11 protein-coding genes and 1 tRNA gene are annotated in these 14,100 nt (G+C 54.4%); 7 read left to right on the top strand and 5 right to left on the bottom strand.

The features are described 5' to 3' along the window. Entirely contained in the window at positions 1 to 447 is a 447-nt protein-coding gene (locus ABD796_RS31795) for a DUF2178 domain-containing protein (RefSeq protein WP_344916086.1), read from the bottom strand. A 567-nt stretch (positions 448 to 1,014) separates the two neighbouring features. After that, complete coding sequence (locus tag ABD796_RS31790; protein ID WP_344916084.1) at positions 1,015 to 2,334, bottom strand: helix-turn-helix domain-containing protein; 1,320 nt, start codon at positions 2,332 to 2,334, stop codon at positions 1,015 to 1,017. A gap of 294 nt (positions 2,335 to 2,628) precedes the next feature. Here ABD796_RS31790 and ABD796_RS31785 point away from each other — a divergent pair, with 294 nt between their 5' ends. The 3 genes from ABD796_RS31785 to ABD796_RS31775 are packed head-to-tail and all read left to right on the top strand — an operon-like array spanning position 2,629 to position 6,627. After that, positions 2,629 to 3,963: an amidohydrolase gene (locus ABD796_RS31785; RefSeq protein ID WP_344916082.1), complete on the top strand. Its 1,335-nt coding sequence runs from the start codon at positions 2,629 to 2,631 to the stop codon at positions 3,961 to 3,963. 16 nt (positions 3,964 to 3,979) lie between these two features. Further along, positions 3,980 to 5,278 (top strand): CapA family protein, encoded by a 1,299-nt coding sequence (locus tag ABD796_RS31780; RefSeq protein WP_344916265.1) that lies wholly within the window; start codon positions 3,980 to 3,982, stop codon positions 5,276 to 5,278. Positions 5,279 to 5,319: 41 nt separating this feature from the next. Beyond that, complete coding sequence (locus tag ABD796_RS31775; RefSeq protein WP_344916080.1) at positions 5,320 to 6,627, top strand: hypothetical protein; 1,308 nt, start codon at positions 5,320 to 5,322, stop codon at positions 6,625 to 6,627. Positions 6,628 to 6,824: 197 nt separating this feature from the next. On the opposite strand, the gene ABD796_RS31770 is transcribed toward ABD796_RS31775, so the two are convergent. Continuing rightward, on the bottom strand, positions 6,825 to 8,807 hold the full coding sequence (locus ABD796_RS31770; protein ID WP_344916078.1) for a right-handed parallel beta-helix repeat-containing protein: 1,983 nt from the start codon (positions 8,805 to 8,807) through the stop codon (positions 6,825 to 6,827). Between the two features lie 45 nt (positions 8,808 to 8,852). Further along, positions 8,853 to 10,208 (bottom strand): ABC transporter substrate-binding protein, encoded by a 1,356-nt coding sequence (locus tag ABD796_RS31765; RefSeq protein WP_344916076.1) that lies wholly within the window; start codon positions 10,206 to 10,208, stop codon positions 8,853 to 8,855. Positions 10,209 to 10,482: 274 nt separating this feature from the next. On the opposite strand from ABD796_RS31765, the gene ABD796_RS31760 reads away from it, so the two are divergent. The 4 genes from ABD796_RS31760 to ABD796_RS31745 all read left to right on the top strand — a co-directional run bounded on the left by ABD796_RS31760 (position 10,483) and on the right by ABD796_RS31745 (position 13,759). Then, entirely contained in the window at positions 10,483 to 11,526 is a 1,044-nt protein-coding gene (locus ABD796_RS31760) for a LacI family DNA-binding transcriptional regulator (RefSeq protein WP_344916074.1), read from the top strand. Positions 11,527 to 11,705: 179 nt separating this feature from the next. Continuing rightward, the gene (locus ABD796_RS31755) at positions 11,706 to 12,167 is read left to right on the top strand and encodes a phage tail protein (RefSeq protein ID WP_344916072.1); all 462 of its coding nucleotides are present in this window, start codon (positions 11,706 to 11,708) and stop codon (positions 12,165 to 12,167) included. A gap of 144 nt (positions 12,168 to 12,311) precedes the next feature. Beyond that, the gene (locus ABD796_RS31750; RefSeq protein WP_344916070.1) at positions 12,312 to 13,004 is read left to right on the top strand and encodes an AIM24 family protein; all 693 of its coding nucleotides are present in this window, start codon (positions 12,312 to 12,314) and stop codon (positions 13,002 to 13,004) included. A 398-nt stretch (positions 13,005 to 13,402) separates the two neighbouring features. Next, the gene (locus ABD796_RS31745) at positions 13,403 to 13,759 is read left to right on the top strand and encodes a nucleotide excision repair endonuclease (RefSeq protein ID WP_344916263.1); all 357 of its coding nucleotides are present in this window, start codon (positions 13,403 to 13,405) and stop codon (positions 13,757 to 13,759) included. Positions 13,760 to 13,857: 98 nt separating this feature from the next. Here the strand turns inward: ABD796_RS31745 and ABD796_RS31740 are convergent. Then, positions 13,858 to 13,934, bottom strand: a tRNA-Met gene (locus ABD796_RS31740). Positions 13,935 to 14,100: the final 166 nt, after the last annotated feature.

Raw genomic sequence — 14,100 nt, 5'->3', positions numbered from 1 at the left:
TTAAACTCCTTTTCTATAAAAGTAGAATTGAGCGATACGTCCCAGGAGATCGGATAAGAAACCGAATAAGATCAACACAAGAAACGTTAAGTACGTTGGCAGATCCGTCACGAGCGGAATCATGGATAAGATAAACCCGAAGAAAAACACATATAGCGAAACCCGGTCTGCCTTCAACTCGATGATCTTATCCAACTCATCTTCAAAAGAAGGCTCATCTTCATTCGTGGCGATTTTATTGAAGATGACAAACCCGATATGAATGATAATCTTTGCTACAATCGACACTGGGAGCAGCACCAGAATGAAGGAACCCCAAAAACGGAAGTCGCTGGCCGAAGTGATGCTTCCTTCCTCGGCATTGTTAAACGCATATAAAGTGTAGAGGGTGAAGATAAGTACACTGCTGATGATGGAAACAAAAATTTTTCTTTCTTGATAGGACATATTGACCTCCTAATGAAAGTATCATTCACAAAATGTAAACTATACTATACATAATGTAATTAAAACCATACTCGTTGTCAAGTTTATTTTACATATATATTATTCACAAAGAAGGGCTCAGTCATGTGGTTTTTTGTTAATAAGGGGATCGGGGGTAGAAGCACATCCACAGCCGTCTCGGTCATCGGTCATTCTTTGGGGGGGGGAGGGGGGCAACACAGCATTTGGAGGCCAGTATCGTCGTGGATGCGGTGGAACGGAGCTACCCGTTGCTGCACCCAGCAACGGGTTTTTCGAAGTGCTCGGAGGAACGATGGTTGATGAAGTTTCCACTAAGGTCGAGCCGGTCAGCGACATGACAACCAACTTGCCGCTACTGACAATAGTGTAGTGATCCGTTCGGGCAATTATCAGTGCTCTGAGCAACCGTTCGTCGCCATTTTAGACGAAAAGCTGAAGAAGAAAAAGACGCCGTACCGGACAGATTTGATGAAAGCAGATTGGGGGGCTGTGATTTGGACACGACTTCGATCTTGTGGGACTGGGCGCACGTTAAACCGCCGCGGCTTAACCGCGAGTTTCCGCACGATCCCGTTCCTCGGCTCCGATGCGAAACAATTTGCGCGGCCTTCCCTTCGGAGCGGGCGCTTCTTCGCCGACGACACGAGCGAGTCCACCTCGTTCGAGCTCCGCGAGCAACCGGTTCGCATTGCGCGGCGTCATGTCCAGCCACGAGGCCAGGTCTGCGGCAGTGACGCTTTGCTTGCCCGCTTTTGCTTGCACGGATACGATTTTGCCGAAGGTGGCGGCGGATACGCCGGCCCGTTTGAGCCGCTCGATCATGTCCGGATCGTCGCTGCGGGTTTGGAACGATAGAGGCGGCTGATGCGGAAACGTTTCCTCGATCGCTCCGGTTTCATCGGCGATCACGAGTCCGCCCTTCTCGTGCTTTTCCGTGCGCGACAAGGCAAGAGCCGCATTTTGTTCGGCGCCGAACGCCGTCAGTCCGTAGCCGATGCCGAAGTGAACTTTACCGCCGGATAGCAGTCTGATTTTCTCGAACAAGAGCGAGGGGGGGAACTCCGTGTTTCGCTCGATCGCCCCGCGTGTGGAGAACATGCTGAATGCCGTTCCGCCCGTCGGCAGCAGCGCGCCGGATATATGCTCGGTAAATTGCAGCAGCAGCTCCTGAAGCTTCAGATTGAGCCGGTGCATCTCGTAGGCGTTCGTATTCTCATCAAACGCGTTTCGCACATGCAGACGGATCGCGGCAATTTGCGATTGCCGGAAATGATGGGTTTCCCCGAGCTGAGAGGCTAGCCGAAGCGTTTCGCGGATGGACATAACCGTCGGAACGATCCGGAAGACGGGCACGCCGCGATGTTGCAAGTCTTCGTATACGTGTCCGCGATGCGTGATGCATAGCTCCGCTTCGCCCGACCGGTAGAGCGATTCGTGAAAACGAACCAGCTCGGCGGACGGGATGTAGCCGCGCTCCGGATGAACGATCGGAACGCTTTCGTGCAGACGCAGTTCGTCCAGCGTTTCCGCGACTTCCGCTTCCGACAACGAATCGATGCTGAACCGTTTCGGAATGCCCCGGGTGCGAACGGCATCGAACAGCGCTTTCATCAGCGCGGAGCCGCTCGATCGGATCATGAGGGCGCCGCCTTCCGGGAGGTGGGGGATACCGCACGCGTAGGCGATCCGTCCGGTAAAAAGCCAGACGTCGATGCCGCTCCGGTTCTCCGTCACAATCTCCGCCACATCTTCCAGATCTTTGTAAACAAAAGGTACGAGCCGGATGCGCTCTTCCCATTCGCGGCCGACCTGCCGCACGAGAGCGACCGTATCTGACGGCCCGACCAAGCCGACGGCAATTTTCATGAAGGACCTCCTTTCGCGTAGTCTTGAAAGCGCAATATCGTAACGCTCGAACGTTTTACTGCCGGGCCGGCGGAAATACCCCGCGCCGGTAGTCTCCATACAACTATTATGCCGGGGGAATCGGGCAAAAGCAAACGGCTCGGAGCTGTGCAAACCGACACGGTCGAGGCGAAAACGAACGATTGACAGCCGGATAGGGCGATGCTACTCTATATAAAGAACACATAACGAAATTGTCTTTATATTAACAACAGATGCAAGACTTGTGCATATCGCGTTCGAAGGATGTGGGGAATGGAACGGTTGAAGAGAAAGAGATGGCTGGAGAGCATGGTCTCTTGCCGAAGAGACATTCATGCTCACCCCGAGCCGGGCTGGATGGAATACCGGACGGCGACTCTTGTCGCTTCGCGGCTTTCCGCGCTCGGCTATACGGTAACGACGGGAAAGCGGGCCTGCATGCCCGAGGCGCGCATGGGCGTCCCCGACGCGGAAACGATTCGAACGCACGAAGAGAGGGCGCTAAAGGATGGCGTCGACCCGATCTGGCTGGAGCAAATGAAGGGAGGGTATACGGCTGTCGTCGGCGTGCTTGGCGGCGCAAAGCCGGGACCGGTCATCGCGTTGCGATTCGATATGGACTGCGTCGAGGTCGGGGAGAGCGATGCGGCGGACCATCTCCCGCGACAGCTCCGTTTCGCCTCCGAACGGCCCGGACTGATGCATGCCTGCGGTCATGACGGGCATACCGCCATCGGACTCGGGGCAGCGGAGCTGATCGCGGAGAGAGCCGGCGAGCTGGCCGGAGAGGTCCGGCTGCTGTTCCAGCCGGCCGAGGAAGGCTGCCGGGGAGCAAAGTCAATGGTGGAGGCCGGCTGGTTGGACGGCGTGAATTACTTGCTGTGTGGGCATATCGGCGTAAAGAGCAGCACACTCGGCGAAATCGTGGCCTCGGTCGAAGGCTTCCTGTCCACGACGAAGATCGACGCGGTATTTCGGGGCAAAGCCGCGCATGCCGGTGAATCGCCGCATCTCGGGAGTAACGCCCTGCTCGCCGCATGCGCCGCCGCGCTTCACCTTCACGGAATCGGCAGACACGGCGACGGGGCGACCCGCGTCAATGTCGGGATGCTGGAAGGCGGCTCCGGGCGCAATGTCGTTCCTGCGGAAGCGCGGATGAAGCTCGAGCTTCGCGGCGAGACGGAGGCGCTCTGCGAGTACATGGTCCGGGAGACGGGCCGCATCCTGGAGGCTGCAGCGGCGCTGTACGGCGTATCGTGCCAATGGGAAACGGTCGGCAGCGGCATGGGCGGGGAAGGCGACCGCTCGCTCATTCCTCTGATCGAGGCGGAGTGCTCCCGGATGGAGGCGGTCGGCTCGTTCGTCGCTTCGATGCCGATCGGCGCTTCCGAGGATGCGACGTGGATGCTGCGCCGGGTGCAGGAGCAAGGCGGCCGCGGCGTCTATATGCTGTTCGGCAGCCCGCTTGCCGCGGGTCATCATCAAACCTCGTTCGATTTCGACGAACGGGTGCTGGGCACCGCAGCCGAGCTGCTCGTCCGGCTCGTGTTTGCATGTCCGGGCTGGCCGGAGGAGTCCGATACCGGCCCGGCGGGCGGAAAGGAGTGAGCAGGTCTTGACCAGGATGACGATTGCCGCAACGGGCGACAGCTTCATAACAAGGCGGTTTCCCGCCGGCGATGAGGCACATTGCGAATTGGCGCAGTGGATTGGCGGATTCGATATCCGCTTCACGAACCTCGAAGTCACGCTGCCCCGGAGAGAATCGTTTCCGGGGGCGCAAAGCGGTGGCACCTGGGGGGCCGCAGATCCGTCCGTATTGGACGATTTGCGCAAATATGGCTTCAATGCGCTAGCCTGGGCGAATAACCATACGCTCGATTATTCGTACGAAGGGCTGGAGGAGACAGAGCGCCAACTGGACCGTTACGACTGGGTTCATGCGGGTGCGGGCCAAAATCTGGCCGAAGCGGGCGCGATTCGCTATATGGAGTTTTCGTCCGGAAGGGCGGCGCTGATCGCGGCTACCTCGACGTTTCACGAATCGTGGCGGGCAGGGGAGCAGCGGGGCGACATGGTCGGCAGGCCCGGCGTGAATCCGCTCCGCTACGCGACGACGTACCGCATCTCGGAACAGCAGCTAGTCCAATTGAAAGTGATTGCCGCTGATACCGGCATCAATGACTACCAGGAGATGCTCGTTAAGGAAGGCTTCGTCTCCCGTGAAGCGGATGACGGGATCACCTTCGGCGGCCACCGGTTTGTCGCAAGCGAAGCCGCGGGCGCGAAGACGCAGCCCCATCCGGGCGATATAGCCCGCATTCTCGGCGCCATCGGCAATGCGCGGCGGCAGGCCGATTATGTCATCGTCAGCATCCATTCGCATGAAATCAAAGACGGACGAAAGGAAGCTCCGGCCGATTTTCTCCGGGAGTTTGCGCGGCGCTGCATCGACGAGGGGGCGCATGCCGTCATCGGCCACGGGCCGCACATCATTCGCGGGGTGGAGCTGTACCGCGGCAGACCGATCTTGTACAGTCTCGGCAATTTTATATTTCAGAACGATTCCGTCGATCGGCTGCCCTCGGACTTTTACGAAAAATATGGTCTCGGCCCCGAGCATCGTACGGCCGATGCGCTCGATGCGCGCAGCGCCGGCGATTCGCGCGGTTTGGGCGCGAGTCCGGACGTTTGGTCGTCCGTCGTAGCCGGTCTCGCGTTCGAAGGCGGCGATGTTGCGGAGATGCGCTTTCGCCCGATCTCGCTCGGCTACGGCGAGCCCCGCTACCGCAGAGGCTGGCCGCGACTGACCAATGACGGGAGCGTGCTGCTGAAGCTGCAAAGCTTGAGCCGCGAGCTAGGAACCGAGTTTGTGATCGAAGGAACGCAGGCGATATGGAAACGCGGTAACGGTAACGGGTAAAAAGGAACAAGTAGACGAAGCGGTACAGAGGAGGAATGGATATGTTGCAATGCGGAATGGCCGAGTTGGATATTACGCCTCCACTCGGCAGCTCGATTCCGGGTTACACAGAGGAACGCAAGTCGGACGGGATTCGCGGTCCCCTATATGCGAAAGCGGCTGTCATTGAGTCGGGGGATACGGTGCTGGCGCTCATCGCGATCGATGCGCTGTTCGTTCCGGAGCGGGAGGCTAGCCGCATCCGTGAACGGGTGCTGGCATTTACCGGCATTCCGGAGGTCTGCACGGCGGTATTTGCCACACATACGCATACGGGAGCGCCGGTGCGCACCGGACTGGACGGAAGCCGGCATGACGACTACCTGGCCTATATGGCCGATCGCGCGGCCGATGCAGCAATTATCGCATTCAACGACCGCGAGCCGGCGCGTTTCGGCTGGGGAACGGGCCATGTTCAGGAAGTTTCGTTTCAGCGCCGTTACTGGATAAAGGACGGGACGCTGCGGACGAATCCGGGCGCTATGAATCCGAACATCGATCGACCTGCCGGCCCGATTGACCCGGAACTGACTGTCCTGCGTATCGACCGGCTCGATGGCAGTGCGATCGGCGTCGTATCGTGTTTTGCGTGCCATACGGATACGGTCGGGGGGGAAGCCTACAGCGGCGATTACCCGGCCCATCTGTCGGCGGAGCTGAAGGGAGCGCTCGGCGAGCAAACGGTTAGCCTCTTTTTGCTAGGCGCATGCGGCGATATTAACCATATCGACACGAGCAGGCCGAAGATGACGGATCGGAATATCGCCCGGGACATCGGCAGCCGCTTGGCCGGGGAAGTTCTCCGGGTACGCGCCGAGACGACTGCGGTCGCGGAAGCCGAAGCGGACGCGTTGAACGATTTCATTGCGATGGAGTTGCGAACAGCAGGACCTGAGGAGATCGAGCGAGCGCGAAGCGTTCTCGCCGACAGCAGGATTACCGGGGCGGAGCGGTTTTTCGCCGAGCAGGTGATGAAGGTGGCGGAGCTGCCCGGAGGTACGGCGCATCTGGAAGTTCAGGCGATGCGGATCGGCGGCTTAGCGCTTTCCTGCCTGCCCGGCGAAATATTCGTCGAGCTGGGGCTCGCCGTCAAGCGGGACTCCCCGTATGCTCATACCTTGGTGGGGACGCTGTGCAACGGTTCGATATACGGGTACGTCTGCACGAGAGCGGCGTACGATCAGGGCGGCTACGAGCCGCGTCTGAAAGTATTCAGCCGCATCTCCCCGGGGACGGGTGAGCGTTTGGTGGAATGCGCTTCGACCTTGCTGAGAAGATTGAACGAAAGACGACCGAGCTTGCAGCCGTGACGACTGCCCTTTTGCCCTGAAAGGAATGCACGACAAATTCCGCTGTGAACTCGTTCATCCTGCGGGCGTCACAACGAGCGACATATTAGTCGATAGAGTACCGCTTAAGAGAGGCAGACCGCGGAGGTTTGAACAAAACCATCCAGGGACTGCCTCCTTTTTAGCATAAATATCCTGATATTCTTGTCGTCCCAGTCTTACACGCCGCTGTCGGTAAGCCAGTCGCCGACGGCCGATACGATTTCCCATTTCAGGTCGGCGCGCCCTCGCAATGTGATCGTGCTGCCGGCGAGTGAGCTGGCGATGAACGATTTGGGCCCATCCGGCGTCAGCAGGCCGCCGCTGCCCGACGCCTGCAGCTTCATCTGAAAAGCGGCATCGACAACAAAGGTATAACGGATCTCGGCTTTCGCAACAGGCAGCGTAAGCGTAATATTTCCAAGCGCCGGCTGATTCGTTACGGCTGCTCCGAGCCAATTATAGGATACCGAAGCGGAGGCGGCGACCGCATGACGCGGCTGCGGATGGTTGACTGCAGTGACCTGCTCCGCCACCGAATCGATCAAATACGTGTTCTGGTTGCCGCCGATCGTCGTGCAGTTGAAAAAACGCACATCGCTGATCTTTTGCGCGGACCGCTTTTTCAGCGCGAAGCCATGCTTGACGAGTGGCGCAGCCCTCGTATCGATGGACTGGCAGTCGATCATCTCCACATTGCCGATCGAGACTCTGGGTTTCGAGGTTGCGCAAGTGACGACGAAGGAAGCGCTGAAGCCATAAATGCTGTCCGGCTCCTGTGTCGTCTGGCAGTTGATCGCCCGGCAGCGAATGTAGCTGCGGCGCAAGCTGTCGGAGGAGTTCCCGATATCCCAAAATCCGGAGGACTGGGCTTCTTCCGCTATGCAATCGATCAAACGGATCTCTCCCTGCGGCGCGTTGGCGCCCTCTCCCGCAGAATTGATCGAAAAGCCGTAAAGGTTGCTTTGTGTCGTACAATCCTCGAATGTCACATCCATGAGCGGGGACAGCCGGGTCGGCTTGAGCAGCGCGGTCAGAAAACCGGCGCCGGCGTTGCCTTCAGCCAGGCAGTTCTTGAAGCGGATGCGGCGCAGCGGCTGATTCTGGCCGTTCGGCTCCAGATCGACGCCCGCTTCCGGGGCGGTGCCTTTCGTATTCGTAAATCGGCAGTTTTCCACCAGAAGGACGTCCACGGAAATGACTGACAAGCCTTGCCGCCGGTTGTTATCGGCTGAGCAGTCGCGCAGAATAATATCTCTGCAGACGCCGTAGCCGGCGGTCACTTCATAAGCGCCTACGTAAAAACCGTCTCCGCCGCTGTCATTGCAGTTCAGGTTTTCGATCACCACGTTACGCGATCCGCTGATGTCGACGCAGTGGGCTTGCTCGCTGCTCGTATAGGCGGTTTTGTTCATGCGCAAAGTGGCCCCGTTTCCGCGGATTACGACATTTTGCACCATTTTCAAGCGGAGCAGACGCTCGTAGGGCGCGATCCGGCTAAGCGTATCGACCGCCTGAATAATCGTCCCGCTTTCGAGCTCAATCGTGGTGTTGCTTGCGACAAACAATTGACCGGTCAAGTAAAACGGTCCGTGCTGCTTGGGAATATACAGGGTCTTGCCTGCGGCGGCATCAAGAGCGGCTTGAAAGGCTGCGGTGTTTACGGTAACGCCGTCGCCTTTGGTCCCGAACCAGGATGCCGAGAGCACATCGGACAGATGGCGTTTGAAGCGCGCGCCGCCTCCGGAGACGAGAACCGTGCCGGTATTGTCGGCCGAAGTGCTGTCCAGCGAATCATAGCTGAAAAAGCCCTCTTGCCCGGGATCGGTCACATAATAAACGGCGTCCGGATCAGGTGCTGTGAGCGCTCGCAGGTCGCTGATCGTAGACAGGAAACAGCAGCCGGATGGAAGTGGGACGCCATGTTTTTTCCGGGAGGAGTCGGTGTAGACATCCGCCCAGACGCTGCGGCTATTATCGCCATTCCACAGCATTACGGAGGTGGCGGCAAGTCCGGTTGCGCCGAGGCCCGCCAGCAACTTGCGGCGGCTGAGCTTACGCGGTTCGGCGTTAGAAGCACCGTCGGTATCAGGGGACATGGACGGTTTGGCAGTATGCACGACATGCTGGTCATCCAGTGGGGGTTGATGATAATCGGACATGGTTAGAGCCTCCTTGGTTATGGTTTGATTTTGTTTTGCGCGCTTTTATTTTCCTTGTCCTGCCGCCCGTTCGACGATCGCCTTGTTGATCGCTTCCTCGGCTTGGCGCAGCCCGGTATTGATGTCGACTTCATTGTTGACCACACGGGTCAGCGCGGCGTTAACCGCCGGAATCGTCAGATCGTTGTTCGGATGCGGTGGGACAGGATCGGCAAACCGGCTTTTGAATACCGCTTTAATGTTTTTGCCTTGCATCGATTTCATCGTATGACCGTACATTTCCTTGATCGCCGGGTCCTGCAGCGAGGTATAGCGGCCAAAGTCGGTTATTTTTCTTTGAGTTTCCGGCGAGACCAGCATTTCGATCACCCGGAACGCATCTTCCTTGTGCTTGCCAAGCGAGGACAGCATCAGGAAATGGCCGGAGGAGGCAACAGTCACGTTCGGTTTTCCCTTGAAGCTTGGAAACTGAGTGACGTCCCAAGCAAAATCCTGCGGTGTGCCGTACAGCTTCTCCAGTGCGGCAAAGCGGGCGTCATAGCTGATCGCCATCGCGACATTCTGATCTTTGAGAAAGCCATTTTGCAGCGTAGTTGCCGTGTGTGCGTCTTTGTTGCCCGGAAGGTCGTTGAATGCCTTGTACAGCTCGAAGAGCGACTTCCAGCCTTCCTGAGAAGCAATATTGGCTTTTCCGGAGGCCAGATCGATGAGGGGGAGGCTAAGCTGAGACGAGACGTCTGCGATGCCCTGAATAAACGCTCCGCGGTACTGAACGCCGTCGGAGGTGCGGGATACGTTTTTGGCGACGTCCAGCGCATCCTCCCATGTCATGCCTTCCTTTGGATACGGTTGGCCGAATTTGTCGAAAATCTCTTTGTTGTAGAACGTCGCGGTGAAATTCAAGGAGAAGGGCAAGGCGTACAGGTTGCCGCTTCCGGAATAGGCGCGGGCGGTTGCGATAGCCCCCGGGTCGAAGCGCTGCAAGTCGAGCTTGTTTCGTTCGATCATTGGATTCAGGTTTTCCACCGTTTGAAGCTCGCGGTGGTTGGTGATGCGCGGGTAGGTGCCGAAGATCAGATCGGGAAAAGTGCCGGAGGCGAGCAATTGCTGGACCCCTTCGTCTCCCTTGCCATTGACCGCCAGCTCAATCGTAATGTGCGGGTATTTGGCGGATACCGGCTCTGCGATCAACGTTTGGAATTCCTCCTTGGTCATCGTCGCGCTGTCCTGAAGCATCAGCAGCTTGATGGGCGCGGGCGGCGTATTGGATTGGGCCGGATGCGGGGGAGACGACGGATCGGCCGAGCCGGACGGCGGTGCGTCATTTTGGCCGCAGGCTGACAGAACGGCTACGATTGCAGAGATCGAGGCCAGCCGGGTAAGACGGGATGAAAAAGACAAGAAAAACACCCTCTTTTTTTTGAAATTTTCATGAATGCGCTTTCTCATAAATCATCTTAGGGCAAATAAAATGGACATTCCAGTTTAAAATATGCTTAAAAAATAAAAAGTAAAGAAAATAATAGGTGATAAAACGGGAGTGGGTGAAAATAAAATAAATTTTCACTCATTTATACTATTTTTTAGTGTAAAAAGCATATTAATAGCTTGAAAAATTGATAAAAGTTGAAGATAATGTTTAAAACAGAGTTAAAATTAAAGTGAGGAACATACGATGCGCAAGAAGAAGGCAATTACACTTCAACATATAGCAGATGCAGCCGGGGTATCGATCCAGACCGTGTCCAAGGCGCTGCGCGGATTGACAGGGGTTTCGGAGCAGGTACGGCACCAGCTGTTTCAGTTGGCGCAAGAGATGGGCTATGCCAGCAAAGCGCAGGAGCGGGCACAGACGATCGAGCAAATCCCTCTGCACAGCAGCAAACCGTACCGATTCAAATTGATCGTTCCATTTCGAAGCAGCGAAGCAAACGACATGAATCCGCTGCTGGCCGAGGGGCTTCAACAAAAGATGACTTCGCACGGACATACCGTGGAGCAACTGGCGTTGCCGGCCGAGAGCGAGATGTCGGTCGAAGCTTGGGCTCGGCTTCATCAGATCGATCATTGCGACGGGCTGTTCCTGGCACCGATGCTTGACAGAGAGTCAATGGAGGCTTTACTGAAGCGTCCTGTCCCGCAAGTTCTGATCTATTTCGTAAGACCTGGCACGCGAGCGGATAGCGTCATATGGGATGTGGGAGCTGCGGTCAGCCAGTCCGTGGAGTATCTCATTCAGCACGGTCATCATCGCATTTTGTATATTGGGGATTACTTGGAGGAGTGGCGGGGGTTCGTCTTGCGCTGGGATGCCTTCAACATGATGATGCGAGAGTACGGCCTTTCGGCTGAGCGGGAAGATCACATGCTTCGGGTGCGAACGACGGATCGCCACAGCAATATGGAAGAGTTCGCGCACAGGATGCGCAAGCAAAATATTACGGCGGTGCTATGCGGCGTTAGTTACCACTTGCCTTGGATTTACCGGGCCTGCGAGGAAAACGGAATACGAATCCCGGAGCAGTTATCGTTGATCAGTCTGGAACATAAATCGAATCCGTACTGGCCGGAATTGTCGCGTCCGAAATTGCTGATTCGGGAAGCGGGGACGCGTGCAGCGGAACGGATGCTTTGGCGGATTGCGAATCCGAACGCGCCGTATGAGCACACGATGCTGCAAGGCGACTTTCAACCGGGCAAAACCGTATTGCCGTTATAGCGCAGGCATCGGGCGGTTCAGCCGTATGTCGGACAAGCGTCTATGTTGACATGACTCCATAAAGTGTCCTATAATTAAGACACTATTTGGTGTCTATTTATCGTGGATCGAAAAGGTTTAGTTTTTGGGGAATGCGGATTCCTGTTTTGGGAAATAAAGAGGTAAAAGGAGTGATGGAAATGTCCTATATCGTTGATTTTAAAGATGTATCTACGGTTGGTTTAGAGTCTTCACCTGTAGCAGAAGCGCTTGCCGGTCTACGTGCTAATGAAGCCCGTTATTTTATGAACAAATACAAGCATGAATTTACGGTTGTACCCGCTAGCGAAAGTCAGGAGAGCCTCGATTACGTGAACCGAGTTTTGAAAGAACGCGATATTCAGTTTGCGGCCAAGCCTTTAGAAACGTCGCGTTTTCAAGTGGAAAACATCCAATTTACCTACGTCTTTTATGAGGATGGTCTTGGGCTTAATGTCATGTATACGGTTGATGACCCTAAGAAGCGGGCCGTTGGTTTTAAGCTTTCTGAGGGGATGGAGGTACCCGAGGAGTTAGAAGGGAAGTTTAAGTTTGCTAGGCAGAAGTCTAAACTAGCCGGAACAATTCGGGGCTCGTTTTTTGTAATTAAAGGAGAATATTAAAGTTTCGACTTAATAAAGGCTGTCGGATCAAACCGGCAGCCTTTGATGTTGGTACGCGCAGCATGGGCGTCATCTTTAGCAGGCGGATTTGAAACGTTGTTGCACAGTTCTGCGTATACGTTAAAAAATGAAAGGGAGTGCAGTATGAATAAATACTCGATTTCTGAATTTATTAAAAACACGGAGCAAGAGGATAAAGGGGAAGGATTTTTCGAATTAGAGACACCTCGTCTGCTGGAGGTGAATCTAGAGGGACTCGTTTGGGCCAAGGCAGGTTCGATGGTCGCTTACCATGGAAGGATTAAGTTTGAGCGTGAGGGCATTTTAGAAAACGGGATCGGGAATATGTTCAAAAAGGCTTTCACTGGTGAAGGCACTTCCCTCATGAAAGCAAATGGGCAAGGAAAGCTGTATCTTGCCGACAGTGGAAAAAAGATCATTATTCTCTATTTACAGAACGAAGCCATTTATGTAAATGGAAATGACCTGCTTGCATTCGAACCAACTATCAAGCACAATATTAAGCTTATGAGAAAAATAGCAGGTATGAGCGCAGGCGGCCTGTTTAATGTTCGGTGCGAAGGAACGGGTATGATTGCCATCACAACTCATTATGAACCACTTACATTACGCGTAACGCCAGGAAATCCAGTTATTACAGATCCAAATGCAACTGTAGCGTGGTCGGGAAACCTTCAACCCGAATTTCAAACGGATATTTCACTAAAAACCTTTATTGGAAGAGGTAGTGGAGAATCGATTCAAACGCGGTTTGAAGGAGACGGTTTCGTTATTGTTCAGCCGTATGAAGAAGTTTATATGCAGCCAAAGAGTTAATTCTTGATAATGCCATTTGTGCATGAAGTCCCGCCAACAAACGAAGCGGCTGTGGTTATGCTGCGACTCTGAAAGACCCTTTACTAAACGAAACTAAAGGAAATATAATCTGCAATATAGCTCCCTATACAGCGAATACCCTATTCTCATGGCGAATAGGGTATTTCTAGTAATGAGCAAAGAATGTCGGCAATCCCATCCGTCCTGGCTGGCACAAGGCGAATTGAATAGAACTTCCTGCATGGAATAGACAGGTAGGTCTATAATAGATAGAATATAACCTAGACTCGACAATTAGAAATTCGTTGCCAACGTCGAGCGATATATCGGGTTCGATATTCCCAAGAGAAACAACCCTTTCGAAAATAACAATGACGCAGAAGAGAGAGTGAATGTTCATGATACAAATAACGATTCCGACTCCGGATGTCACGATTTACAAACAGGAGGCCCCTGAATTAAGCCATATTTACGGGTTTACGGATTTCATTCTGATTCCAAGAGATAAAGCGGGGATCTTTATGTTCTACAATGATAAGGATGAACTCCTATTCGTTGGCAAGGCACGGAAGCTAAGACCCAGAATCAAGAAGCATTTCGAGGATACGGTATCGGTCATCAAAGAGCAGCGGGAGGAAGTGATCAAAATCGAGGTTTGTTTAGTCGAGGATCCCGTCCATAGAGAAATATACGAGACGTACATTATCAACGAATATAAGGCTAAGTACAATGTAGATAAGGTGTTATACAAATAGTAGACACATGAAGTTTTATGATAACGCAAAAATGCCTTTAATCCACGTTCAATGGGTTAAAGGCATTTTGATATTTATGCCGAGCTAGAATTGTAAGTTGGTTGCGGGGGCAGGATTTGAACCTGCGGCCTTCGTGTTATGAGCCCGACGAGCTACCAGGCTGCTCCACCCCGCGTTAAGTATTTCAAAAAAGAAAATGACTGCTTTTTGATTTACAATTCTCAGTAACATTAACCCAGAAATAGTAGGATCCACCCTTTAGACTGTTCCCAAAACATCTTATATTAGAAGGTATAGTACGGGAGCTTCCAGAAAAACGTGGCTGTCTATGAGAAAGCGGA

This window comes from Paenibacillus hodogayensis (assembly GCF_039536325.1).
Taxonomy (GTDB): domain Bacteria; phylum Bacillota; class Bacilli; order Paenibacillales; family NBRC-103111; genus Paenibacillus_AB; species Paenibacillus_AB hodogayensis.
Note: the sequence above shows the minus strand (reverse complement) of the source record. Positions and strands in the feature narration are given on the sequence as shown.